Source organism: Rhizobium sp. WYCCWR10014 (assembly GCF_001657485.1).
GTDB lineage: Bacteria > Pseudomonadota > Alphaproteobacteria > Rhizobiales > Rhizobiaceae > Rhizobium.
The window spans coordinates 104,352-128,394 of the sequence record NZ_LXFU01000051.1 but is presented as its reverse complement, the minus strand read 5'-3'; the positions used below and the strand labels follow the sequence as shown (position 1 = coordinate 128,394).

27 protein-coding genes are annotated in these 24,043 nt (G+C 61.3%); 16 read left to right on the top strand and 11 right to left on the bottom strand.

The annotated features are described in order from the left end of the window. The first annotated feature begins 20 nt into the window (after nt 1-20). From A6U98_RS30600 to A6U98_RS30575, 6 genes are all read left to right on the top strand, one after another. Nucleotides 21-1,667: an ABC transporter substrate-binding protein gene (locus tag A6U98_RS30600; RefSeq protein WP_064654785.1), complete on the top strand. Its 1,647-nt coding sequence runs from the start codon at nt 21-23 to the stop codon at nt 1,665-1,667. Between the two features lie 55 nt (nt 1,668-1,722). Beyond that, nucleotides 1,723-2,700, top strand: a complete 978-nt coding sequence (locus tag A6U98_RS30595) for an ABC transporter permease (RefSeq protein ID WP_003553819.1) — start codon at nt 1,723-1,725, stop codon at nt 2,698-2,700. A gap of 1 nt (nt 2,701) precedes the next feature. Continuing rightward, on the top strand, nt 2,702-3,580 hold the full coding sequence (locus A6U98_RS30590) for an ABC transporter permease (RefSeq protein ID WP_064654783.1): 879 nt from the start codon (nt 2,702-2,704) through the stop codon (nt 3,578-3,580). After that, nucleotides 3,577-4,380: an ABC transporter ATP-binding protein gene (locus A6U98_RS30585; protein WP_064654781.1), complete on the top strand. Its 804-nt coding sequence runs from the start codon at nt 3,577-3,579 to the stop codon at nt 4,378-4,380. Before A6U98_RS30590 ends, A6U98_RS30585 begins: the two co-directional genes overlap by 4 nt. After that, nucleotides 4,377-5,276, top strand: a complete 900-nt coding sequence (locus A6U98_RS30580; RefSeq protein WP_064654779.1) for an ATP-binding cassette domain-containing protein — start codon at nt 4,377-4,379, stop codon at nt 5,274-5,276. Before A6U98_RS30585 ends, A6U98_RS30580 begins: the two co-directional genes overlap by 4 nt. Nucleotides 5,277-5,346: 70 nt before the next feature. Then, complete coding sequence (locus A6U98_RS30575) at nt 5,347-6,027, top strand: hypothetical protein (RefSeq protein ID WP_064654777.1); 681 nt, start codon at nt 5,347-5,349, stop codon at nt 6,025-6,027. Nucleotides 6,028-6,030: 3 nt separating this feature from the next. Here the strand turns inward: A6U98_RS30575 and A6U98_RS30570 are convergent, their stop codons facing one another. The 3 genes from A6U98_RS30570 to A6U98_RS30560 form a co-directional block, all read right to left on the bottom strand. Next, a complete protein-coding gene (locus A6U98_RS30570; RefSeq protein WP_064654775.1) occupies nt 6,031-6,822 on the bottom strand; it encodes an aldolase/citrate lyase family protein in 792 nt (263 codons plus the stop codon). 97 nt (nt 6,823-6,919) lie between these two features. Further along, the gene (locus A6U98_RS30565; RefSeq protein WP_064654773.1) at nt 6,920-7,123 is read right to left on the bottom strand and encodes a hypothetical protein; all 204 of its coding nucleotides are present in this window, start codon (nt 7,121-7,123) and stop codon (nt 6,920-6,922) included. 119 nt (nt 7,124-7,242) lie between these two features. After that, nucleotides 7,243-8,145 carry a LysR family transcriptional regulator gene (locus A6U98_RS30560; RefSeq protein ID WP_064654771.1) on the bottom strand — a complete coding sequence of 301 codons (903 nt, stop codon included), beginning with the start codon at nt 8,143-8,145 and terminating at the stop codon, nt 7,243-7,245. Nucleotides 8,146-8,285: 140 nt separating this feature from the next. Here A6U98_RS30560 and betC point away from each other — a divergent pair, with 140 nt between their 5' ends. Then, nucleotides 8,286-9,800, top strand: coding sequence for a choline-sulfatase (gene betC, locus A6U98_RS30555; RefSeq protein WP_064654768.1), 1,515 nt, complete (start codon nt 8,286-8,288; stop codon nt 9,798-9,800). A gap of 17 nt (nt 9,801-9,817) precedes the next feature. On the opposite strand, the gene A6U98_RS30550 is transcribed toward betC, so the two are convergent. Together A6U98_RS30550 and A6U98_RS30545 are read right to left on the bottom strand one after the other, a co-directional pair. After that, nucleotides 9,818-10,678 (bottom strand): TIM barrel protein, encoded by an 861-nt coding sequence (locus A6U98_RS30550; RefSeq protein WP_064654766.1) that lies wholly within the window; start codon nt 10,676-10,678, stop codon nt 9,818-9,820. A 66-nt stretch (nt 10,679-10,744) separates the two neighbouring features. Beyond that, the gene (locus A6U98_RS30545; RefSeq protein WP_064654764.1) at nt 10,745-12,115 is read right to left on the bottom strand and encodes an amidase; all 1,371 of its coding nucleotides are present in this window, start codon (nt 12,113-12,115) and stop codon (nt 10,745-10,747) included. Nucleotides 12,116-12,390: 275 nt separating this feature from the next. On the opposite strand from A6U98_RS30545, the gene A6U98_RS30540 reads away from it, so the two are divergent. After that, a complete protein-coding gene (locus A6U98_RS30540; protein WP_064654762.1) occupies nt 12,391-12,669 on the top strand; it encodes a hypothetical protein in 279 nt (92 codons plus the stop codon). A 176-nt stretch (nt 12,670-12,845) separates the two neighbouring features. Then, nucleotides 12,846-13,286: a DUF1810 domain-containing protein gene (locus A6U98_RS30535; RefSeq protein WP_064654760.1), complete on the top strand. Its 441-nt coding sequence runs from the start codon at nt 12,846-12,848 to the stop codon at nt 13,284-13,286. Between the two features lie 46 nt (nt 13,287-13,332). On the opposite strand, the gene A6U98_RS30530 is transcribed toward A6U98_RS30535, so the two are convergent. Both A6U98_RS30530 and A6U98_RS30525 read right to left on the bottom strand, forming a co-directional pair. Beyond that, complete coding sequence (locus A6U98_RS30530) at nt 13,333-13,521, bottom strand: hypothetical protein (protein ID WP_064654758.1); 189 nt, start codon at nt 13,519-13,521, stop codon at nt 13,333-13,335. A gap of 82 nt (nt 13,522-13,603) precedes the next feature. Beyond that, nucleotides 13,604-14,227, bottom strand: coding sequence for a TetR/AcrR family transcriptional regulator (locus A6U98_RS30525; RefSeq protein ID WP_064654756.1), 624 nt, complete (start codon nt 14,225-14,227; stop codon nt 13,604-13,606). A 127-nt stretch (nt 14,228-14,354) separates the two neighbouring features. On the opposite strand from A6U98_RS30525, the gene A6U98_RS30520 reads away from it, so the two are divergent. The 4 genes from A6U98_RS30520 to A6U98_RS30505 all read left to right on the top strand — a co-directional run bounded on the left by A6U98_RS30520 (nt 14,355) and on the right by A6U98_RS30505 (nt 16,397). Next, entirely contained in the window at nt 14,355-14,570 is a 216-nt protein-coding gene (locus tag A6U98_RS30520; protein WP_064654754.1) for a hypothetical protein, read from the top strand. 188 nt (nt 14,571-14,758) lie between these two features. Continuing rightward, nucleotides 14,759-15,007: a type II toxin-antitoxin system prevent-host-death family antitoxin gene (locus A6U98_RS30515; protein WP_064654752.1), complete on the top strand. Its 249-nt coding sequence runs from the start codon at nt 14,759-14,761 to the stop codon at nt 15,005-15,007. After that, complete coding sequence (locus A6U98_RS30510; RefSeq protein WP_064654750.1) at nt 15,007-15,429, top strand: type II toxin-antitoxin system VapC family toxin; 423 nt, start codon at nt 15,007-15,009, stop codon at nt 15,427-15,429. Before A6U98_RS30515 ends, A6U98_RS30510 begins: the two co-directional genes overlap by 1 nt. A gap of 119 nt (nt 15,430-15,548) precedes the next feature. After that, nucleotides 15,549-16,397 carry an IclR family transcriptional regulator gene (locus A6U98_RS30505; RefSeq protein WP_032991110.1) on the top strand — a complete coding sequence of 283 codons (849 nt, stop codon included), beginning with the start codon at nt 15,549-15,551 and terminating at the stop codon, nt 16,395-16,397. Nucleotides 16,398-16,419: 22 nt separating this feature from the next. Here the strand turns inward: A6U98_RS30505 and A6U98_RS30500 are convergent, their stop codons facing one another. Continuing rightward, nucleotides 16,420-17,628 (bottom strand): amidohydrolase/deacetylase family metallohydrolase, encoded by a 1,209-nt coding sequence (locus tag A6U98_RS30500; RefSeq protein WP_064654748.1) that lies wholly within the window; start codon nt 17,626-17,628, stop codon nt 16,420-16,422. Nucleotides 17,629-17,842: 214 nt separating this feature from the next. After that, entirely contained in the window at nt 17,843-18,712 is an 870-nt protein-coding gene (locus A6U98_RS30495; protein ID WP_064654746.1) for a sigma-70 family RNA polymerase sigma factor, read from the bottom strand. Between the two features lie 108 nt (nt 18,713-18,820). On the opposite strand from A6U98_RS30495, the gene A6U98_RS30490 reads away from it, so the two are divergent. Further along, nucleotides 18,821-19,279: a carboxymuconolactone decarboxylase family protein gene (locus A6U98_RS30490; protein ID WP_003547836.1), complete on the top strand. Its 459-nt coding sequence runs from the start codon at nt 18,821-18,823 to the stop codon at nt 19,277-19,279. A 93-nt stretch (nt 19,280-19,372) separates the two neighbouring features. On the opposite strand, the gene rhaI is transcribed toward A6U98_RS30490, so the two are convergent. Beyond that, nucleotides 19,373-20,665 carry an L-rhamnose catabolism isomerase gene (gene rhaI, locus A6U98_RS30485; protein WP_064654743.1) on the bottom strand — a complete coding sequence of 431 codons (1,293 nt, stop codon included), beginning with the start codon at nt 20,663-20,665 and terminating at the stop codon, nt 19,373-19,375. A gap of 77 nt (nt 20,666-20,742) precedes the next feature. Between rhaI and A6U98_RS30480 the strand changes: the two genes are divergently transcribed. Beyond that, the gene (locus tag A6U98_RS30480) at nt 20,743-20,901 is read left to right on the top strand and encodes a YqaE/Pmp3 family membrane protein (protein WP_064654741.1); all 159 of its coding nucleotides are present in this window, start codon (nt 20,743-20,745) and stop codon (nt 20,899-20,901) included. Between the two features lie 9 nt (nt 20,902-20,910). Here the strand turns inward: A6U98_RS30480 and A6U98_RS30475 are convergent, their stop codons facing one another. After that, on the bottom strand, nt 20,911-23,007 hold the full coding sequence (locus A6U98_RS30475; RefSeq protein ID WP_064654739.1) for a bifunctional rhamnulose-1-phosphate aldolase/short-chain dehydrogenase: 2,097 nt from the start codon (nt 23,005-23,007) through the stop codon (nt 20,911-20,913). A gap of 198 nt (nt 23,008-23,205) precedes the next feature. On the opposite strand from A6U98_RS30475, the gene A6U98_RS30470 reads away from it, so the two are divergent. Next, a complete protein-coding gene (locus tag A6U98_RS30470) occupies nt 23,206-24,018 on the top strand; it encodes a DeoR/GlpR family DNA-binding transcription regulator (protein ID WP_018246533.1) in 813 nt (270 codons plus the stop codon). Nucleotides 24,019-24,043: the final 25 nt, after the last annotated feature.

Below are 24,043 nucleotides of genomic sequence, written 5' to 3'. Positions count from 1 at the left end.
TAAGAAAAGGGGAATGAAATATGAAAAAATATCTTCTTGCCGCCGCCGCACTAACACTGCTTTCGGGTTCTGCCATGGCGCAGACGGTCCTCACAGTGAATATCGAACCGGCGACGACCTGGGTTCGCAACTTCAACCCGTTCAACCAGACCTCGTCGCGCCAGTCGACACTCGACTTCATCTACGAGCCGCTGGTCGTCTTCAATCGCTTCGACAGCAACAAGCCGGTCTATCGCCTGGCCGAAAGCTTCAAACTCTCCGACGATCTGAAGAGCATCGATTTCAAGCTGCGCCCGAACCTGAAATGGTCGGACGGCAAGCCGCTGACCGCAGCCGACGTCAAGTTCACCTATGATTACCTGAAGAAGTTCCCGGCGCTCGACTTCGTCAGCATCTGGACCTTCATCACCGATGTGCAGGCAGTCGACGGCCAGACGGTGCGCTTCACGCTCGCCAATCCGAGCTCGCTTGCCGCCGAACAGATCTCGCAACTGCCGATCGTTCCGGAACATGTCTGGAAGGACGTTGCCGATCCGGTCACTTTCGCAAACGAAACGCCTGTTGGAAGCGGCCCGCTAACGGAAGTGCCGCGCTTCACCGGTCAGACCTACGACCAGTGCCGCAACCCGAACTACTGGGACAACGAGCACCTGAAGGTCGATTGCATGCGCTTCCCGCAGCTTGCCGACAACAACCAGATGCTGACCGCAACGGCCGACGGCACGCTCGACTGGGGCGTCTCCTTCATTCCCGATATCGACAATGTCTATGTTTCAAAGGATCCGGAGCATTTCCACTACTGGTATTCGCCGAGCAGCATGGTCGCCTTCCTGTTCAACCTGGAAACGGCGAACGAGAACAACAAGAAGGCCTTCAACGACCTGAAGTTCCGCCGTGCCGTCTCGATGGCGCTCGACCGCAAGACGATGATCGACGTCGCCGGCTACGGCTATCCGACGCTGAACGAAGACCCCGGCCTGATGGGCGAGCTTTACAAGAGCTGGTCGGACCCGTCCGTCAAAGCCGACTTCGGCAAGTTCGCCATCTATGATGCCGATGCCGCCAAGGCCCTGCTCGACGAGGCGGGCTACAAGGACAAGGACGGTGACGGCTTCCGCGACAATCCCGACGGCACCAAGATCTCCTTCTCGATCATCGTCCCCAGCGCCTGGACCGACTGGATCGACACCGTCAACCTCGCCGTCGAAGGCATGCAGGCGGTCGGTATCGACGCCAAGATCGAAACGCCTGAAGAAGCCGTCTGGACAGGCAACCTCATCAACGGCACCTTCGATGCGGCGATCAACAGCCTGCCGGCATCGGCTTCGCCCTACTATCCCTACAAGCGCGCTTTCAGCGCTTCGGACAAGGGCAAGACCCGTTTCACCGCGCAGCGCTGGTTCAACCCGGAGGTCGAGAAACTCGTCACCGAGTTCACCCATACCGCCGACCTTGCCAAGCAGAAGGACGCGATGAACAAGGCGCAGCGCATCGTCGCCGAAAACCTGCCGATGATTCCGGTGTTCAACAATCCGAACTGGTATCAGTACAACACCAAGCGCTTCACCGGCTGGTCGACCAAGGAAACCCCCTTCGTCAATCCGTCGATCTCGCGGACCAATCCGGCACGCCTGCTGAACCTGCTCGCTCTCGAGCCGGTCAAGTAAGCATCGCAATCCTCGGGAGCGGCGTAAAGCGCCGCTCCGTCACGACGGAGTCCTCATGGCTTTCCTGCTTCGCCGCCTCGTCTTCTACATGGCAGCCTTTATCGCGGCAGCGACAATCAATTTCTTCCTGCCTCGTCTGATGCCGGGCGATCCCGTGCAGATCATGTTTTCGAGTGCCGGCACCGAATTGCCACCGGAAAGCCTGCAGGCGCTGAAGCTCACCTTCGGCTTCGTCGACGGTCCGCTCTGGCAGCAGTACCTCACTTATCTCGGCAGCATCTTCACCGGCGATCTCGGCCGCTCGATCAAATATTTTCCGCTGCCGGTCACCTCGGTGCTCGGCCATGCCCTCGTCTGGACCGTCGGCCTGATGGGCACGGCGACGATCGTGAGCTTCGCGCTCGGCACCTTCCTCGGCATCGTCGCCGCCTGGCGCCGCGGCAGCAAGTTCGATGTCATCGTCTCCGTCGGCGCAATCTTTGCCACCTCGGTGCCGGCCGTCGTTACCTCGCTGATCGTGCTCTTCATCTTCGGCTTCACGCTCGGCTGGTTTCCGAACGGCTATGCCGCCGACCCATCGCTCGATCCGGCCTTCAGCCTGCAATATATCGGCAGCCTCGCTTATCACGGCGTCCTGCCGATGGTGACGCTCTGCACCGTGCTGATCGGCGGTTTCACCGTCACCATGCGCAACAACATGATCAACCTGCTCGGCGAGGACTATATCGTCATGGCCCGCGCCAAGGGCCTTTCGGATCGGCATGTGATGCTCTGGTACGCGGCGCGCAACGCCCTGCTGCCAACCGTCTCCAGCCTTGCCATCGCCATCGGCACCATCCTCGGCGGCTCGCTGGTGACGGAGGTCGTCTATAACTATCCCGGCCTCGGCAACATTCTCTACCAGGCGATCCTCGCCCGCGATTACCCCGTCATCCAGGGCCAGCTCCTCATCATGACCGCGACCATGCTGATCGCCAATTTTATCGTCGACGTCAGCTATGTGCTGCTCGACCCGCGGCTGAAGGGAGCGTGAGATGAAGACCCTGCTTCGAAACCGCAAGGCGCTGGTCGGCCTCGTCATCATCGCCTTCATCGTCCTCGTTGCGATCGCAGCGCCCCTGCTGACGCAGTACGATCCCGCCGCCCGCACCGGGCGGCCGCACCAGGCTCCGTCACTCGACCATATTCTCGGCACCACGCGCATCGGCCAGGATGTCTTTGCCCGGCTGATCTACGGTGCCCGCACCTCGCTTGCCGTCGGCTTTGGCGCCGGCCTGCTGATCACGCTGGTCGGCACCGCACTCGGCATCATCTCCGGCTATCGCGGCGGCAAGACCGACGAGATCATCAGCTTCTTCACCAATATGGTCCTGGTCGTTCCAAACCTGCCGCTGCTGCTCGTGCTTGCCGCCTTCATCGGCCAGGCAAGCCCCCTCGTCATCGCCCTCATCCTCGGCGCCACCTCCTGGGCCTGGGGCGCACGCGTCACCCGCGCCGAAACGCTCTCCGTCAAGCAGAAGGATTTCGTCAAATCGGCCGAGATGATGGGTGAGCCGCAATGGCGCATCATGACATTCGAGATCTTTCCCAACGTGATTTCAATCGTCGGCATCAATTTCATCGGCAGCGTCATCTTCGCGATCATCACCGAGGCGACGCTGGAATTCCTCGGCCTCGGCGATCCGAGAGCGATCTCGTGGGGGACCATGCTCTACAATGCGCAGAAGGCCTCGGCCCTTTCGGTCGGCGCCTGGTGGGATATTCTCACCCCCTGCTTCGCACTCGCCTTCCTCGGCATCGGCATGTCATTGCTGAACTTCGCTGTCGACGAAATCGCCAACCCACGGCTGCGCACCGGCAATCATCTGAAGCGCTGGTCCCTGCTCGTCCGCTCCGGGGAGGGCCGCCTGTGACGCAGCCGCTGCTTTCGGTGAGAAACCTCACCATCGACTATATCGGCGAGGAGAAGGATTTCCGCGCCGTCGAGGATGTCAGTTTCGATGTCGCGCCCGGCGAGGTTTTCGGCTTGGCCGGCGAATCCGGTTGCGGCAAGAGCACCATCGCTTTTGCCATCAGCCGCCTGCACAAGCCGCCGGCGCTGATCCGCAAGGAAAGCCGCATCCTGCTCGACGGCCGCGACGTGCTCGGCCTCGACCGGCAGGCGCTCAGCGCATTCCGCTGGCGTGAGGTCGCCATGGTCTTTCAGAGCGCCATGAACTCGCTGAACCCGGTGCTGCGCATCGAAACGCAATTCTACGACATGCTGCGCACTCACAAGAACATGAGCCGTGCTGCAGCCCGCGAGCGCACCGCCGAAATGCTGACGCTCGTCGACATCGCGCCGGATCGCATGCGCGACTATCCGCACCAGTTTTCCGGCGGCATGCGCCAGCGCATCGTCATCGCCATCTGCATGGCGCTCGATCCGAAGCTCGTCGTCATGGACGAGCCGACGACGGCGCTCGACGTCGTCGTCCAGCGCGAAATCCTGCAGCGCATCAATGAATTGCGCCGCAGCTTCGGCTTTTCCGTGCTGTTCATCACCCATGATCTCGGGCTGATGGTGCAATTCTGCGACCGCATCGGCATCATGCTATCTGGCCAGCTGGTGGAGCAGAACACGGCCGAAGCGATCTACCGAACGCCCAAGCACGACTACACGAAGAAGCTCTGGGCCTCTTTCCCCTCGCTGCACGGAGGAGTGCTCTTATGACAGACGCCATACTCGCGCTCGACCAGGTGACGAAGACCTTCGGCTATGGTTCCGGGGCCGTGCATGCGGCGCGCGCCATCTCGTTTTCGCTGCATGCCGGCCGGGCGCTGGCGCTCGTTGGCGAATCCGGCAGCGGCAAGACCACCTGCGCCCGCATGGCGATGCGCGAATATCTGCCGACATCCGGCCGGATCCTCTACAAGGGCCGGCCTGTCGAGGCGGCGAAATCCGCTGAGATCGCCCGCTACCGCCGCTCGGTGCAGATGATCTTCCAGGACCCCTTCGCCTCGCTGAACCCTGCCCACACCATCGCCCATCATCTCCGGCGGCCGCTGAAGCTGCACCGCCCGGAGATCAAGGGGGCCGAGATCGACGCCGCGATCCGCGAACTGCTGCAGCGCGTCAGGCTCGATCCCGATCTCGTCGCGCCGAAATATCCGCACGAACTCTCCGGCGGCCAGCGCCAGCGCGTCAACATCGCTCGCGCCTTGGCCGTCAAGCCGGAGGTGATCGTCGCCGACGAACCGACCTCGATGCTCGACGTCTCGGTGCGCCTCGGCGTGCTGAACCTGTTGAACGAGATGAAGCAGGAGAGGAATCTCGGCCTGCTCTACATCACCCATGATATCGCCACCGCCCGTTATGTCGCCGAGGACATCGCCGTGATGTATGCCGGCCAGATCGTCGAATGGGGCAGCGTTGCCAAGGTGATCGACAATCCGCTGCATCCCTATACCCGTCTGCTGCTCTCGGCCGTACCCGATCCGGATGTCCGCTTCGACGACCCGAAGGCCCGGCTGAGGCCCGACGAGGTGGAGGATATCCGCCGCCGTTCGGCCGTGCCGCAGGACGACATAATCGAAATGGGGCCGGATCATTTCATCCGGATGATCTGAGGCCGGCTTGCTGGCCTCATCTAGCGCCCTATGCTAGGGGACGGTCCCTTTCATAAGAGGCGAAGCCGTCATGCTGCCCTGGATCCAGCTCGATTCCGCGACCATTCCCGGTGAAAACGGCGAATTGCGGCTGAAGCAGCGCGGCAGCGAATTCTCGATCATGCTCGGCGCCAACGAGCTGATGAACAGCCGCCTCAGCGGCTCGGAGGAAGCACTTGCAACGCTGTCGTGGGAGCGAATCAAGACGCATCCAAGACCAAGAATACTGATCGGCGGGCTCGGCATGGGTTTTACCCTGCGCGCCGCTCTCGCCGTCCTTCCCGATGATGCCGGCGTCACCGTCGCCGAACTGGTGCCTGCCGTCATCGCCTGGGCGCGCGGGCCGATGGCCGAGGTCTTCAAGGGTTGCCTCGACGATCCGCGTGTCAGCATCCATCAGGGCGACGTCGGCGAAGCGATCCGCGCCGGCAGGGCTGCCTATGACGCGATCCTGCTCGATGTCGATAACGGCCCTGATGGCCTGACCCGCAAATCCAACGATCGGCTTTATGATTTCGCCGGCCTTCGCGCCGCCGGCGACGCATTGCGCCCCGGCGGCGTGCTCGCCGTCTGGTCGTCCGGTCCGGACCCCGATTTCACGCGACGTCTCAAGGGCAGCGGTTTTGCCGTCGATGCGGTCAATACCCGCGCCAACGGCAAACGCGGCGGCGCCCGCCACGTCATCTGGCTGGCCGTCAAGCCGGTGAAATGACGCTCAAGCCGAAGCGATCCTGCGGGCAGCATTGATGGCGCGGCGGGCGCCGGAGCGCAACTGCGCTGTCTCGGCACCGGCAATGACCAGATCGAAGCCGAATTTCAGCAATTCGCCGGCCCGCTCGCCGTCGCCGGCGAAGGCGCAGGCGAATTTGCCATGGGCGCGGCAGCGCGAAACCGCATGCTGCATGGCGCTGTCGATCTCGGCGGCGTTCGGCGCCACCTGATCACCGTTGGAGAGTGCAATCGAAAGGTCGGAAGGACCGATGAAAATTCCATCGATGCCGGCAACGCCGAGGATGCCGTCGATCGCCTCGAGTGCCGCCCGGGTCTCGATCATGGCGATGGCGACGGTGAGTGCGTTGGCGTTCTTCAGATAATCATCGGCAGACAGGCCTGTATGGTTGAGCGCCAGCGACGGTCCCCAGCTGCGTTCGCCGAGAGGCGGGTATTTGGTGCTCTTGACGAAGGCTTGCGCGTCTTCGGCCGAATTGATCATCGGCGCGATGATGCCGGAGGCTCCGGCGTCGAGCAGGCGCGAGGCGGAAGCGAAATCGCCGACTGGTATGCGCGCCAGCGCCGGCTTGCCGGCAAGCCGCACCTGGGCGACGGCGTTGGCTGCCGAGGGCATGTCCCACATGCCGTGCTGCATATCCAGCACGATGGTGTCGAAGGCCTCCTGCGCCAGGTGATTGGCGAGCGTGGCGTCGGGAATACCGATCCAGGCGGAGATCATGCCGCCCCGGTGCTGCCTGATCCGGTCCGCAAAGCCGTCGATTTCAGCTGCGCTCATGCCATTCTCCTCAATTCGACAGGCCGTTAGCCGCCAGATATTTCTGCTCGAGGAACTCGTCGATGTCGAACTCCCTCAAAGCCATGCACGTGCCGGCTCATCCTCTCCGGCGCAGTCGTGAGATAATGATTGTCACAGCCAGCCCCGCGACAGCCATGATGCCTCCCCAGAGAACCCAGATGCTTTGGTTGATCATGAAACTGGACGCGGGATAGGGAAAATAGCCACTTCCCTGGGCGATCCAGATCAGTCCCAACAGGATCATGAGCAGTCCAACGACGTATCCGATGGTTCGCGACATGCTTCGGTCCTTCCCTATGAATCGATGCCACAATGTCGGTCGGCGTCGGTCATGACAAGGCTTCTCTCCTGAGCGCACACATATTCCGATGCAATGACCGGCCGGCCTCCGTCCGAATGTCATGTCCTGCCGACTTCATCCACCAGCCAGGTGCTGAGCCTCTCGCTATCAGCGTTTGCCGATCGCGGCGGTATCAGCCAATAACCGCGGTCGGGTGCCTCGAGCGGCGGCCCGGCTTCCACCAGCATATGCGTGGAGAGAAGCGTATCAACCAGCCCCATCCAGCCGATCGCCACGCCCTGTTCGCTGAGCGCGGCCTGGACAACCAGCGAGTAGGTGTTGAAGCTGACATCGCCGCGGCCGGCATGGAGATCGCGAGCAACGGAGAATTCGGCAAGATAACTTCGCCAGTCGAACCAGGGCGATGGCGTCGGCGAATCGAGATGGATCAGGATCGCCTTGGCCAGCTGCTGCGGATCGGCGAACGGGCCGTTGCGATCGAGAAAGCCTCGCGTGCAGACGGGCACGACCTTTTCCTGCAGCAGGAGTGATCCGATGGCGCCGAATTCGGCCTTTGTGCCGAAAACCACCACCACATCTGCGTCGTCACGAAAGCCGGGCTCAAGCCTCTGGGTCGCGACGATCTGTATATCCGTTTCGGGGTGAAGCAGGCGAAAGCCGTGCATGCGCGGGATCAGCCAAAGCGCTGAAAAGGCATAGTCGGTTCTCAGTCTGACGACCGGCCTTTGAGCCTCGGTGCGAAAACTGCGCGCCAGAGTATCGATGTCACCAACCGTCTTGGCGGTGACCTGGAAAAGCCGTTCGCCCTCCGCGGTCAACTCGACGCCGCGATGCTGCCGGCGCAGCAGGGCGACGCCGAACTGCTCCTCCAGGCGCCGAATCTGGTAACTGACGGCAGGCTGCGTAAGGCCGAGACCTGCCGCCGCGGCCGAAAAGCTGCCGAGCCTTGCGACCTCGGCGAAGATGCGCATCCATCCCAGCTCAGGCCGGCGGTCTGACATAAAAATTCCTTTTGGCAAACATCAAAAAAACCCAGCTTTACAAGTATTATGATACTGGCTTTGATAAGATCTGCAAATAACAATGGGTGCACTTCAACAGGACCTACCCCGGCCTTTGAGACCACAGGAGACAATGTCACATGGCTCGTCCGAATATCCTCATCCTGATGGTCGATCAGCTGAATGGGACTTTCTTTCCAGATGGGCCGGCCGAGTTTCTGCATGCGCCGCATCTGAAATCATTGGCGGAGCGTTCCGTGCGCTTCACCAACGCCTATACGGCAAGCCCGCTCTGCGCACCGGCGCGGGCCTCCTTCATGTCCGGACAATTGCCGAGCCGAACCCGCGTCTATGACAATGCGGCGGAATTTGCCTCTGACATTCCGACCTATGCGCATCATCTGCGCGCTGCCGGATACCAGACGGCGCTTTCCGGCAAGATGCATTTCGTCGGCCCCGATCAGTTGCATGGCTTCGAGGAGCGGCTGACGACGGACATATACCCGGCCGATTTTGGCTGGACGCCCGATTATAACAAGCCCGGCGAACGCATAGACTGGTGGTATCACAATCTGGGCTCGGTCACCGGCGCCGGCATTGCCGAGATCACCAACCAGATGGAATATGACGACGAGGTCGCCTACCATGCCGCCCGCAAGCTGTTCGATCTCTCGCGCGGCCATGACGAGCGCCCCTGGTGCCTGACCGTCAGCTTCACCCATCCGCACGACCCCTATGTCGCGCGCCGCAAATTCTGGGACCTCTATGAGGATTGCCCGGCACTTGACCCGACGGTTGCGCCGATTGCCTTCGAGCGGCAGGACCCGCACTCGCAGCGTTTGATGAAGGCCTGCGACCACGACGCTTTCGACATCAGCGATGAGCAGATCAGGCGGGCAAGGCGCGGCTATTTCGCCAATATCTCCTATGTCGACGAGAAGATCGGCGACATTCTGGGCGTCCTGGAACGGACCCGCATGACTGACAACACGATCATCCTCTTTGCGTCCGACCATGGCGATATGCTCGGCGATCGCGGCCTCTGGTTCAAGATGAACTTCTTCGAAGGATCGGCCCGCGTTCCGCTGATGATGTCAGTACCCGGCTGGAAGCCCAGACGGATCGATCAGCCTGTCTCCACGCTCGATGTGACACCGACGCTGGCCGGTCTTGCCGGGATCGATATCGCCTCGCTGAAGCCATGGACCGAGGGCGAGGATCTCGCAGCGCTTGCCGAAGGCACCGGCAGCCGCAGCCCTGTGCCGATGGAATATGCCGCAGAGGGTTCCGAAGCGCCGCTCGTCTGCATCCGGGACGGGCGATACAAACTCTCGCTCTGCGAGAAGGACCCGCCGATGCTTTTTGATCTCGACGCCGATCCGCAGGAGCTCGACAATCTGGCGGCCGACCCGGCGCACGCCGGGATCTTGGCAAGACTTGTCGAACAGGCCGGCCGGCGCTGGAACCTTTCCGCTTTCGACGCAGCCGTGCGCGAAAGCCAGGCGCGCCGCTGGGTGGTCTATGCGGCGCTGCGCAATGGGGCCTATTATCCGTGGGACTATCAGCCGCTGCAGAAAGCCTCGGAGCGCTATATGCGCAACCACATGGATCTGAACGTGCTGGAGGAAAACCAAAGATTCCCACGCCAGGAATGAGCAAGAAGTGCTTCTGATTAAGCCGTTCTGCGCGCCGGCGCCTCGCGCAGGAAGTCCTCTATGAACGCCTTCTGCAGCAGGATGCCGTCCCATTCGTCAGGGAAGAAGGGCGAGTCATAGATCAGCGTGAAGGGGCCGTCGTAACCGGCCTTCTCGCACATCTCCAGGCACGTGCGGTAATCCTCGGCATCGAGGCCGGTGACGCCGTAATCGGCCTTGGCATGGCAGATTTCCGCCCGGCCCATGATGTCGGCGAGGCCTTGATATTTGGCCGGCGCCGCCCAGTTGCCGAGGTCGCCGTTGAGACCGACCTTGCCGTCCAGCCGGTCCAGCAGCCAGTTCATCTCGACCGGCGACGGCAGCAGGTCGAACCAGTTCTCGACGACGACACGCACGCCGCTGCCTTCCGCCTTTCCGGCCAGCCAGTTCAGATGGCGGGCGGCGCGGGTAAGGTTTTCCTCCGTCGGCTTCTGCTTGCCGGCAATGACGCGCATCCTCTGCGCCCCAAGGGCAGCAGCGATGTCGATCCACTTCGCCATCCATTCAACGTCGCGTTCGGCCGTCTCGGGATGGCTCGGATCACCGTCCTCGACGAGCAGCGTCTGGAACAGCACGTTCGAGGCCGCCATCGCATCGCACAATTCGCTTATATAGGCGGCGTCAAGGCTCGGCAGATGGAAGGAGCAGACCTCCAGCCGATTGACGCCGCGCGCGACCAGCGCCGCCGGCACGTCGATCAGCGCCGCGGCACCGGGGCCATAAGGTTCTTTCGCCGCAACACTTTTCTCGGGATCGGGACTATAGGCATGAACGGCGCCGAGCAGCCGATGCAGCGACCATGTCGAAACCGCGAAACGTCCGTTTTGCAAAACCTGCACTTGCTTTCCTCCGGGATCTCCTAATGCCATCAATGGCAACTAAATCCCGGCGGTTCAATTGCCAATTCAGGCAAAATCGTCGCGGATGACTGCCTCGGCGGCAAGGGCAATCCCCAGCAGCGCCTCATCGCGATGGGCGGTGGCCGAAAGCAGCAGTCCAACAGGCATGCCAGCCTCGCCCGTGCCGCAGGGAATGGAAACGCCGCACCAGTCGAGGAAATTGCCGAGCGCAGTGTTGCGCAACGTCTTGTTGTTCGTCGTGAAGAACAGCTCGTCATCCTGCTCCAACGGCCCGATCGGCGGCGCGACATGGGCGACGGTCGGAAAGGCGAGCAGCCGGTCGCCAACGAGGCGCTCGACATCGGCGATCAGGCGGCTGCGCGCCTCGAGGATCGCCAAGTAATCGGGCAGCGTCGTCTTGCTTCCGAGACGGGTGCGCATGACGACACGGTGGTCCATGCTGTCCGCGTCCGGTCCTGCCAAGCGTTCGCGGTGAAGTGCGAAAGCCTCCGCCGTCACCAGCGGACCATATCTCGTCATCAGATCGAATATCTCGTTGAAGGCAGGGATGACGGTGCGGGCAACCTTGGCGCCCGCCCTTTGAAAACGTCCCAGAGCTGCCTCGAACGCATCGACGACGCCGGCTTCAGCGCCATCGAAGACGATATTTTCAGGCACGATGAGTTCCAGGCCTTGCAGGGGAAGCTCAACGACATCGGGCGCCGTCAGCCCGCGCATTGCCGCATCGATCCAGACCACGTCCCTGACGCTGCGGCAGAGCGGTCCCAGCGAATCCAGGCTCTTTGCCAGCGGATAGACGCCTGCCATCGCATGGCGGCCGCGTGTTGCTTTATAGCCGACGATACCATTGAAAGCGGCGGGAATACGCACTGAGCCGCCGGTATCGGTGCCCATGGCGACCGGCACCAACCCGGCCGCGACGACGACACCCGCACCGGAGGATGAGCCGCCCGGAATGCGTGGGCGATCGAGGCTTCGCGGATTTACCGGCGTGCCGTAATGCGGATTGATGCCGAGGCCGGAAAAGGCGAATTCGCTCATATTGGTGCGTCCGACTGCGACCATGCCCGCCTGCCTGAGCAAAGCAACGACAGCTGCATCGCGCTTGGCCGGCATATCCTTTGCCAGAACGACGGAACCCGCCGTCGTCGGCAAGCCTTCCATGTCGAAAAGATCCTTCCAGGCTATCGGAATGCCGTCCAGCAATCCAAGCGAGCGCCCTTCCAGCAGACGTCGCGAAGAGGCTCGCGCCTCCTCCATCGCCCGGCCTTCAAGCAGTGTGGTGAAGATCGCCCTGTCGGCATAATTCGCGATGGAATCAAAGACCGCCTCGGCCACCTCGACAGGATCGGCCGCGCCACCTTGAATGAGGACCGAAAGCTGCGCGACCGACATCGCGCCGAAGGATTTGCTCATGGGACTATCCAGAAGAGAGATGTTCCTCTCTGGACTACCCCGGATCATTCCGGTGAACCAGAGCTTCACGATATTTTGCATTTATTGGTACGATTTTTTGAACACTGAGTTTGCATATCGCCCCTTCAATTGCCACGATCGAAGACACACATGCTGCTCGCATGCGGAAGCGGTTCGGCACGAGGGTGAGAGTTTGCCCCAGAGAGACCGGCGCCGCATGTGTTGCAGGAGTAATTAAAATGACAGATTGTGAAACTTTAACCCGTCGCCAGGATATGGTGACCCTCCATGTAAAAGAGGACGAAACCGCCGGTTTAGGCGAACGCGATTATGTAGATCATGTCAGCGCCCAGAAACTTTCGGCCTTCGAGCGCATTGTCGTGGTCGGAGCGCTGGTTCTCTTGAGCTTTGCGGGTTTTGCCGCATATTCTTCCGGCAATACCGACCCGATGACGACATCGGCCATTGCCGCCCCGGCCGGCGATAACATGCCGCAGCATCCGGCCTACGGCCATTGCCGCGACAGCAGCCCCTACGCTGAGAGGGTTTGCTGATAGCAAAACCACTGCATAATTCCTTAAATCGGAAACCGATTTAAGGATGAAATTATGCAGTCATTCAAAGTGCTACAGCGTCCTTTGCGCGTCTGAAAGACGCGCGGCGCTGTAGATCGCCGGGCGTGGAAACCTTGGCCCAGGCTGCATCGACAGCAGGAAAAGGGAAAAGGACCATGGCCGGCGACATCGACTACAAGCTTCACCGCTTCATCGACGCCCAGAACGGCGTATACGAGCGGGCGCTTTTGGAGTTGAAAGCCGGGCGCAAGACGTCTCACTGGATGTGGTTCATCTTCCCGCAGATCGCCGGTCTCGGTACGTCGGCGATGGCGGAAAAATATGCGATCCGCTCGGCGGAGGAAGCCGCCGCCTATCTCGCCGATCCCATTCTCTCAAGCCGGCTGCTGCGTTGCGTCGAGGCGATCCTGTCGGTGGACGGCCGATCGGCGCACGAGATCCTGGGCTCACCCGACGACCTCAAGCTGCGCTCGTCGATGACCTTGTTTGCCGCGATCAGCGACCATGGTTCGCCCTTCCACCAAGTGATCGAGCATTTCTATCAGGGAAAATTCGACGGTCGGACGATGGAAATCCTCAACGCCAGCACAGACTGATTTTATGCCGGTCGCTTAAAATCTGAATGCTGTTGCAAATCAGTAGTTATCGGCCCGGCCTGCTCTCCAGCGTAGCAATCTCCTCGGAAATTTCGCTCAACCGCTGACGCAGATCGCTGTCGGTGCCGTCTTCGACCTCTTCTTCGCCGAAACAATAGCGTGCATCATGCAGCTCCAGCTTGGCTTCGAGCTCGGCGCGTTTGGCATACAGGCGTTTGAGATAGACGTAGTTCATCTCCCTGCCTCCACATCGTCCTCGGGTTAGTGTGAAAACGGCATGGAAGCGGTAAGGTTCCCCTCCCACACACTTGCGGTCCTCAGGCGAAAGACGCGATCGCCGCGTGGCAGGCCTTGGCGAAATGACCGCAGCAGCCGGCAGCGCCCATGGCCTGGCGGCTGACGCGTGCGCCCTCGAGCAGCAGCGTCAATGTATCGGCAAGAAGCTGGGGTTCGCGCGCGCCGGCCGCCGAACAGAGCGCGGCCAGGCGATCACGCTGTTCGGCCTTGTGCCGCTCGATCATTTCGTGGGCCGGATGGCCCTCGCCCTTCAGCTCGATGGCGGCATTGGCGAGATCGCAGCCGGCGGGCTCGCCGTTCAGACATTGCGCCCGCAGCTCCACCCAGGCGTCCAGCTGGGCGCGCGGATTGCCGGGATAGGCCGTTTCCAGATCGCGCCAAATGGCACCCGCCTTTTCGGAGGCGCGGCGAAGCGTCTCGCAGACGAGCTCGTCCTTCGAGCCGAAATGCCGGTATAGCGTCATCTTGTTGGTCAGAGCCGCGTCGGCAATGGCATCGACGCCGATGCCGCGAATCCCGCGCTCGCGGAAAAGCTCCGAGGCGGTCGAGACGATACGCTCCCGCGGTGGGATGCGATCTTCTGGAACGGCTGCGGGGATTTCATTCGAAGTTTCTGATTTTTTTGCGGACGTAGTCCTTGACATCAATGTGACCGATCGGTAACAAATGCATTGTTACTTACCGGTAACACCACGAAACGCGAAAGTCAATGCCGAGGGCATGGCAGCGGAAAGTGGAACACGGGCTACCGCCCACGAAAGGAGGACAACCATGACAAAGACCAGAGATGACCTGACGATATCCGAAGCCCTTCACGACCCCCTGATCGCCATGGTGTTGCGCGCCGACGGCGTAAAGCTTGAAGACTTCAAGCAACTCCTGGAGACGGCCGCCCGCAAGCGCGAACCGCGCTCGAAATCGGTGGGCAATATGATCGGAGCACTCGCAAGCCGCGCCAATCTGCCGGCAGTGCCCTGCTTCGGCTGAAGAAGCCGCCTAAACAGCTTGGGGATCTCTCCCTGCCCCCGTCAAGGGCTGCCGTCAAAACCAGACGGCGGCCCTTGCCGCTTTAGAGGATCGGCTTGCCGCCGGTAACCGCGATTGTCGTGCCGCGGTCTTGCGGCTGTTTAGCTTTCAGACTAAAATGACTAGAAAATTGGTCATCAAGAGGCATCATGGCAAGTGTCAATCTAGCGGAAGCCAAGGCCCATCTTAGCGAATTGCTCAATCGCGTCGAAGCCGGCGAGACCGTCGAGATTTTGCGGCATGGCAAGCCGGTGGCGCAGCTCGTGCCCGTCAAGACGCGCAAAAAACCGATCGATGTCGAGCGGCTGAAGGCATTGACCGCCTCGATGAAGCCGCCGGCCGAGCCAGTCGATTCCACGACTTTCATCCGCGACATGCGCGATACCGACCGTTACTGATGCTTTATATCGACACGTCAGTCCTCGTCGCCGCCTGGACGATCGAAACCCGCACGGACGACGTGCAGCAATGGCTAGCGACGCTTGGATCCGAAGAGATCGCGGTCAGCGGCTGGACGATCACCGAATTTTCAAGCGCCGTCGCGCTCAAGACAAGAAACGGACAGATCGACCCGGCCGATCGCGGCAAGGCATTGGCGATGTTCAGAGAATTATGTTCGACGACATTCGAGCTCCTGCCGATATCGCGAGCGCACTTTGTTGAAGCGGCACGAATGACCGATCAATTCGACATTGGTCTTCGCGCTGGCGATGCACTCCATCTCGCTGTCGCGCTCGGCAGCGACGCCACGCTCGTCACACTGGACAAGGGGTTGGCGAAGGCTTGCAACATCGTCGGAGCAAAGCACCAGCTGTTATGATGCCACCGGCAGATCAATCCCACCACCGCAACTGCCGAAACGATGCCGTAGGGTTATCTTTTGTTGCGATTTGCCACAGCGACATCTATGCCATAGTAATGTAACATGATCGCAGTTTTATGAGGTGCGTGGAATTGGACGGAAAGACATCATCCGCAGTTTACTCAGAAGATGAGGGCGTTGCCGGCGAGACCGGTGGCAAGGGCGCGCGCCGCGCACGCGTCAGCGGCATCGACCGGGCGCTTCAGGTGATCGATCATCTTTACGAGACCGGATCGCCGGCCGGTGTCTATGCTATCGCCAAGGCGGTGAAGGCGCCGCTGTCGACCGTTTACGTCATCGTCGACGATCTCGTTGAGAAAAACATGCTGACACGCCAGGCGGACGGCTCGATCTGGCTTGGCGCGCGGCTCTACCATTACGGCCTTGCCTATGCCAGGTCGTTGGATTTCATGAGCATCGCTACGCACGAAATGCACGATCTCTGCCGCCAGGCCGGCGAAACCGTGCAGGTCTGCGGCCGTGACGGCGACTATATGCTGGTGCTGGCCATGGCCGACGGCCCGAGCCATTTTCAGGTGGCGTCCCGCGTCGGCACAAGGGTGCCGCTGAACTGGACGGCCTCCGGCCGCCTGCTCGTCGGCCACCTTGCCGAGGAGGAGCGCATCGAACTGTTCAAGCGCTGTGCCCGCTCATCGCCGACTGGCCGCGCCGAGATCGATCCGGGCACGCTGTCGGAAGCCGCCGGCAAGGCCTTCGAATCGCGCCTGTCGATCCAGGCAGGGGAATCGGATTATGCGGTTGCCTGCATCGCCTCGCCGATCTGCGATCGCGACGGCCAGTGCGTCGCCACCATTTCCATCGTGCTGCCGGAACAGAAGGCGTTTTCCGACGAGAACCACTATACAGCCCATGTGCGCAGTTCAGCCGAACGGATCGAAAAGCTGATGGGCTGGCGCAACCGCTGAGCCCTGCCCTCTTCCGCGAATCCTACCTGTAGGAATAGCCGTGGCTGTGACGCACCAGCTTGCGCGCCCGCGGCACATAGCGGCTGGCGGCAAAGGCATCAACGCCCATCACCGCATAGCGCGGCTCGAACAGCTTGTTGAGGACCGAGACGTCGCCATTGGAATCCGTCGCCTCGAGATCGGAATCGACCAGATCGAAAATGGTGAACTCCGCTTGCGAGCCAACCGCAAGCCGGTTCTCCATCGACAGCTTGATGACGGATGCCGGCGCATGGGTAACGGCTTCCACCACCTTGTCGAAAGGCATGCCGACGCTGAGCAGCTTCGACATCGTCGTCGCCAGGTCCCAGACCGGGAAGTTCATCGAATGGCCGTGCAGATCGGTCGAGATCGAGAACGGCAGAAGCCCGCGCGCGATCGCCGCCTCGGCGACCTTAAAGGAGAAGGAGGCGCCGCCGTGGCCGATATCGAGACGGATGCCCTCGGAGGCGCAGCGCTCGGCGAGATTGAAGAGGTCCTCATCTTCCATGATGCTCGACCCGGCCTTGCCGTTGAAGCAGTGGGTGACGACGTCGCCGGGGCCCAGGATCTCCAGCACTTCGTCATAGAGCGCCGGCGGCTCGCCGACATGCACCATCATCGGCACTTTCAAAATCTTGGCGATCTTCTTGCCGAGCTTGACCGGGGTGACGCCCCAGGATCCGGTGATGACATGGCTGGCGCGCACCTTGATGCCGACAATGTGCTCGCTGTTTGCGGCATAAACTTCGAGAATGCGGTCGAGATCGATATCGCGGATATCCCGCAATTCCGCGACGCGGTTGCAGGCAACGAGGCCGATCGAGCCGAGATTAAGGAAGGCCTTGATGCGCTCGCGCGAGGGCTCGATGATATATTCGCGGAAGCCATGGAAATTCGCCTCACCGGCAGAGCCGGCATCGACCAGCGTAGTGACGCCGCGCTCGAGGCCGCATTCGGACGGACGGATGGAAATATCAGTGCCGCCGTGCCAGATATGCACATGCAGATCGACCCAGCCCGGCGAAATGAAGGCGCCCTTGCCGTCGATGCGCGTCACATCCTGCGAGACCGAAAGCGACGGACCGATCTCGGCGATGCTGCCATCGGCATTGACGACAATGTCGATTGCCCCCTCTGATGGGCCAGAGCCGAATGCGATCGGTTTGACATTGGTGAGGAGAAGCGGCTTCTTCGCCTGGTCGCCGGACATGACATGCATTCCTTTCGAAGTCTTGGACCGGGATCGCTCCCCGGTCCTCCGTCTAAAATTCCATAGTTATGCTATATAAATCTTTATAATAGAATAGAGCTGAGGATGCCGCTGTCAAGAAAAATGACGCGGCCGACACCGCTCAGAAAATGTCAGCGGCGCGCTCCTTGCAAAGCGCGCCTATCTCGAAGATCCGACAAATTTGTGTTTGTTTTCAATCCCGAAGGATCGAATAGTCAAGCTGCTCCAGGTGATCCGGATCGGCGATGGCGTCGATCGCGGCGATCCTGTCATCAGCAATCGTCAGCGCCACGACGACGCGGAGCTGGCCCTTGATCTCCACGACAAATCCGAGCTCACCATCGACGATGGCGATTTCTGCCGCCTGCGCCCGACCCTTGAAGGCTTCGGCCACGTGAGCTGCGCCGCGCATTTTTCCAATGGTGCCGAAGCGGGCCGCCGTCGCATCCGGCCGGAAGACGACGTCAGGGGCAAGCACCGCGATCAATCCCTCCAGATCGCCATTGCGCGACGCCGTCAGAAAGGCCTCGGCGATCGTCCGCTTGCGGCCGAAATCGCCATCAGGCGCTTCGTCCACCCCCTGCACCCGGCGGCGGGCGCGGCTTGCGAGCTGGCGGGTGGCCGCGGACGAACGGCCGATGATCGGTGCGATCTCGTCGAAGGGCAGATCGAACATGTCGTGCAGTACGAAGGCGACACGTTCGGCGGGCGCCAGCGTCTGCAGCAGGACGAGCAGTGCCAGACCGACCGAATCGGCAAAGGCGGCTTCGCGCTCGGGATCGTTCGCCGGATCGGCGATCCCGGCATGGACGGGCGCCTCCAGCGGTTCCTCGCGCCGGTTCTTGCGGGCGCGCAGCATGTCGAGGCAGATGCGCGCCACCACCGTCGTCAGCCAGCCGCCGAGATTGTCGACCCCTGTCGTATCGGTGCGGCTAAGCCGCAGCCAGGCCTCCTGAACGGCATCCTCCGCCTCGCTGCGCGAGCCGAGCATGCGATAGGCTGCCGCCCTCAGATGCGCTCTGTTCGCCTCGAATTCTTCAGTCAGCCATTTTTTCTCGTCCATTTGTCACATTCCTCCGCTGCATTCCGTCAATTCCATGACGAATGAACCCCGGCCGATGTGACAGCGCCGGCGGATCGTCAGACGGTAAACCTATAAAGGAGACTTATCATGCAGGAGAGAATGGGAAATCCCGCCCTCGTCCTTCCCGCAGCCATGCAGGCGCTGGCGGCTCTCAGCAAGGTGCCGGCCGAAACCGGCCTTTCGCCCAAGCTGCTCGAACTCGTCAATCTGCGCGCCAGCCAGATCAACGGTTGCAGCGTCTGTGTCGACGGGCATCCCCGCATTGCAAAGAAGCTCGGCGAAACCGACGAACGGCTCTTTGCCATCGGCGCCTGGCGCGACTCGCCCTATTTCAGCGATGCCGAGCGGGCAGCCCTTGCGCTGACCGAGGCGGTAACCCGCGTCAGCGATCGCGCCGACCCTGTGCCGGATGATATCTGGGACGAAGCGACCCGGCATTATGACGGCAGGAGCCTTGCGGCACTCGTCATCGCCATCGCCAACATCAATGTCTGGAACCGGCTGAACATCGCCACCCGCCAGATCGCCGGGGCCTGGAAGCCGTAACCGGCGAGGTTGCCGGCAACGCATTACCCCTGCGCTGCCGGCAACCATCATCCCTAATCACCAGGCTTCAGGCCATGCGAAACAATCGGTCGTTCAGATGATGCCGCCGCCGCCGGCAGCAGATGCCGGGCGCTCGGCCGCTACCTTCTTGCGATAGCCGCTGGCGCGATAGACGGCGATCGGGTCGATTGCGCCGCCGGCCCTGCGTCGGGCTTCGGCGAGGATCGGCTCGACATCGGCGCGATAGGCGCGCTTCAGCGTTTCCGATGCCATCAGCGCGTCGTTGTCGTCCTGGTAGCCGGAGAGCGCCTTGCGGTCGACGAGCAGCGCCTGCGCATAGGCGCGGCGGATTTCGTTGGCGCTGTTGATCAGGCTTTCGATCGGGTCGGTGACATTGTGCGACTGGTCGATCATATGGGCCGGGTTGAAGTCGTTGACGCCGCGCTGCTCGGCATCGACCAGTTCGTTGAAGACGAGGAACAGCCGGTAGGGATCGATCGCGCCGGCGTCGAGATCGTCATCGCCATATTTCGAATCGTTGAAGTGGAAACCACCGAGCTTGCCGAATTGGATCAGTCGGGCGACGATCATCTCGATATTGGTGTTCGGCGCATGGTGACCGAGATCGACGAGGCAATAGGCCTTGGGGCCGAGCGTCTGGGCAATCAGGTAGTTGGTGCCCCAATCCTGCACGATGGTCGAATAGAAGGCCGGCTCGTACATCTTGTGCTCGGAGAACAGCTTCCAATCGTCGGGCAGCGCCTTGTAGATGTCCGCCATCGAAGCGAGGTAACGCTCGAAAGCCTTGGTGAAATGGCTCTGGCCGGGGAAGTTCGAGCCGTCGCCGATCCAGACCGTCAGCGCCTTCGAGCCGAGCGCCTTGCCGATCTCGATGCATTCGAGATTGTGCTCGACCGCCTGCGCCCGCGTCGCCGCATCGGTGTGGCTGAGCGAGCCGTATTTATAGGAATGGGCCTGGCCGGGCGCATCCGAAAAGGTGTTCGAGTTCATCGCATCGAAGCCGAGGCCGAGCGCGTCGCCCTTGGCCTTCAACTCCCTGGCATCCGCCTTGTCCCAGGGAATATGCAGCGAGACGTTCGGGGTCGCCTGCGTCAGCTGGTTGATGACGGCGCAATCGTCGAGCTTGTCGAAGATGCCGCGGGGCTCGCCGGTACCGGGGAAACGGGCAAAACGCGTGCCGCCAGTCCCAACGCCCCAGGAGGGAACGGCAACGAAGAATTCCGCAACCTGGCGGGTGACCGCCTCGATATCGACACCGCGACGGGAAAGCGTCGCGCCCAGTGCCTCGTAATCGGCTTTCAGCGCGGTTGCCCGCTTGTCGTTGTCAGTCGCGACCAGATCTGGCGCAATCCTGGAATCTGTCATCTATTCCTCCCTGGTCGCGAACCATAGGGCACGGTTCGCGTTCAAACGCTTACATGTCTTCAAACGAAGGAGCTACGATGGACGTTGTCCGCATTCTTCTTGCGATCATCCTGCCGCCCCTTGGCGTATTTTTGCAGGTCGGGATCGGCCTGCATTTCTGGCTCAATATATTGCTGACACTCTGCGGCTATCTGCCGGGGGTCATCCACGCAATATGGGTGATCCTCCGGAAATAGCTCTTTGTTCTAGCGCGTAAAACTCTGCACGTTGCCGGCATCGACGTTGATGATGTTGCCGGTCGATTTCGCCGAAAGGTCCGAAGCGAGGAAGTAGATCGCCTCGGCGATATCTTCCGGAAACACGTTGAGTTTCAGCATCGAACGCTTGCGGTAATGTTCCTCGAGATCGTCCACCTCGATCTTGGATGAGGCGGCACGCTGCTCGCGCCATTCGCCGCTCCAGATCTTCGAACCGCGCAGGACCGCATCCGGATTGACGGTGTTGACGCGGATGCCGGCATCGGCGCCTTCCAGCGCCAGGCAGCGGGCGAGATGGATTTCAGCAGCCTTTGCCGTGCAATAGGCAGACGCGTTCGGCGAGGCGGCCAGACCGTTTTTCGAAGCGACGAAGATGACGTTGCCGCCGAGCGCCTGACGGCGGAACAGGCGGAAGGCTTCACGCGAGACGAGGAAATAGCCGGTCGCGAGAATGTCGATATTGCGGTTCCAGGTCGAAAGCTCAGTGGCTTCGATCGGCGCGGAGGAGGCAATGCCGGCATTCGAGACGAGGATATCGATGCCGCCGAATTCGACGCAGGCGTCCGCGAAGGAGGCAATCACTGCGTCTTCCTTGGTGACGTCGAGCCGAACGCTGCGCACGGCGTCAGCGCCATATCGCTTGACGAAATCGGCTTCGGTGCCCTCGAGCGCTGCCTGGTCGATATCGGCAAGCACCACGCAGGCGCCTTCGCCGACGAGGCGCGCGGCCGTCGCCCGGCCGATGCCGCCGGCGCCGCCGGTGACGAAGGCGACGCGGCCGGCAAGGCTCTTCGGCTTCGGCATGCGCTGCAGCTTGGCCTCTTCGAGTAGCCAATATTCGATGTCGAAGGCTTCCTGCTCCGGCAGGCCCTGATATTCCGAGACCGTCGAGGCGCCGCGCATGACGTTGATGGCGTTGACGTAGAATTCGCTGGCGATGCGGGCCGTCGCCTTGTCGCGGGCAAAGGACAGCATGCCGACGCCGGGAACGAGGAAGATGACCGGATTGGCATCGCGGATGGCAGGCGAATTGTCGTGCTTGCAGTCGTTGTAATAGCGGGCGTAATCGGCGCGGTAATCCTCCAGCGCCTTGTCGAGGCCGGCAACGATCGCCTCGACATCCGGCTTGGCCGGGTCGAAATCGACGATCAGCGGGCGGATCTTGGTGCGCAGGAAATGGTCAGGGCAGCTGGTGCCGAGCGCACCGAGCGGGCGCAGATCGCTGGAATTGACGAATTCGAGCACGGCGTCCTGATCGTCGAAATGTCCGAGCTTGCGCTCCTGCTTGCCGATGCGGCCGCGGATTTCCGGCATCAGCCGGGCGGCGATGGCGCGGCGTTCGGCAACGGCCAGGCTCTGTGCGACCGCACCGCCGAAAATGGTCTTGCCTTCGGTCTTTTCGGCGAACCAGACGATCGCCTTGTTGATGATATCGAGCGTCAGCTCGTAGCAGGCCTTGGCATCGTTCGCCCAGGTGAAGAGGCCGTGGCTTTCCAGCACCACACCCTTGGCATTCGGGTTTGCGGCAACGAATGCGCCGAGGTCGAGGCCGAGCTGGAAGCCCGGACGGCGCCAGGGCAGCCAGCCGATCTCGTCGCCGAAGATCTGCTGCGTCAATTCCTTCGAATTCTTCGATGCGGCGATCGCGATGATCGCATCGGGATGCATGTGGTCGACATGGGTGAAAGGCACGAAACCGTGCAGCGGCGTGTCGATCGAGGCGGCGCGGGCATTCAGGTTGAAGGTGCAGTGCGGCAGGAAGCCGACCATGCGGTCCTCGTCCTCGACACCCTTATAGATACCCTTCAGCGATTCCAGCTTGTCCTGGTAGAGCGTCGCGAAACCGTCGAGCTTGATCGTGCCGACGTCGCCGCCCGAGCCCTTGACCCAGAGCACCTTGACCTTGCCGCCGGTCAGCGGATCGGTTTCCATCACCTTCGCCGAGGTGTTGCCGCCGCCATAATTGGTGATGCGCTTGTCGGCGCCGAGCAGGTTGGAGCGATAGAGCAGCTTGCCAGGCTCATCGAGGCCTGCCGCGTAAGCATCATCCCACCGGTTTTCCAGAAGCCGGACGTTCGCCGCCATGTCATCCTCCCATATGAAATCTTCATCGAGACGCAAAGTTCGCGCCCCTTTTCGCTGACGGTATCGCTCATCAAAACGCAGCTTGTCAATCGAAAACGATCAAATTCGATTATTGTGCAGCGCAATATGAAAATTTATGATCGTTTTTGATTGACACATTGTCATATGTGCGAAATAAACGATCGAAGGAGGAGCCCCATGCACGAACGCGAACGCCATCGCATCATTCTGAGCGCCGTTCAGGAAAAGTCCGTCGTGACGGTTCAGGATATTTCCGAGCTGACCGAGGCTTCCGAGGCGACGATCCGTCGCGACATTGCGGCTCTTCATGTTCAGGGCAAGATCCGGCGTGTGCGCGGTGGCGCCGAGGCGGTGCATCCGCCGCAGCTTGGCAATCTCGCCGGCCGCCCCTTCCGCGTTTCGGAATCGGTCAATATCGACAAGAAACGCGCAATTGCACGCCAGGCGGTCGAGCTTTGCGATCCGGGCGATGCGATCATCATCAACGGCGGCACGACCACCTTCCAGATGGTGCATTTCATGGCGGCGCACCGCCTGCAGGTGATGACCAATTCTTTCGCCATCGCCGAACATCTGGTCAAGCATTCGAAGAACACCGTGACGGTGCCGGGCGGCGCGATTTATCGCGAGCAGAGCCTGATCCTCTCCCCCTTCGACAATGACGCGATCCGCAATTTCTACGCCCGCCGCTTCTTCATCGGCGCGCAGGGCGTCGGCCCGCTCGGCATCATGGAAGCCGATGCGCTGATTATTCAAAGCGAACAGAAGCTGATGCATCAGGCCGACGAATTGGTCGTCATGGCCGATTCCAGCAAGTTCCATCGCCGGTCGAGCCTCATTCTGTGCCCGCTCGAGCGTGTGTCCACAATCATCACCGATGACGGCATTCCAGAGGAAGCCGTCAGGATGATCGAGAATGCCGGCATCAGGCTCATTGTCGCGAGCCCGGTCGCCCAGGCAATCAAGGAGGATTCCTCGTCGGTCGCATAAGGCGCCGGCCAGGTGTGAAGAGTGT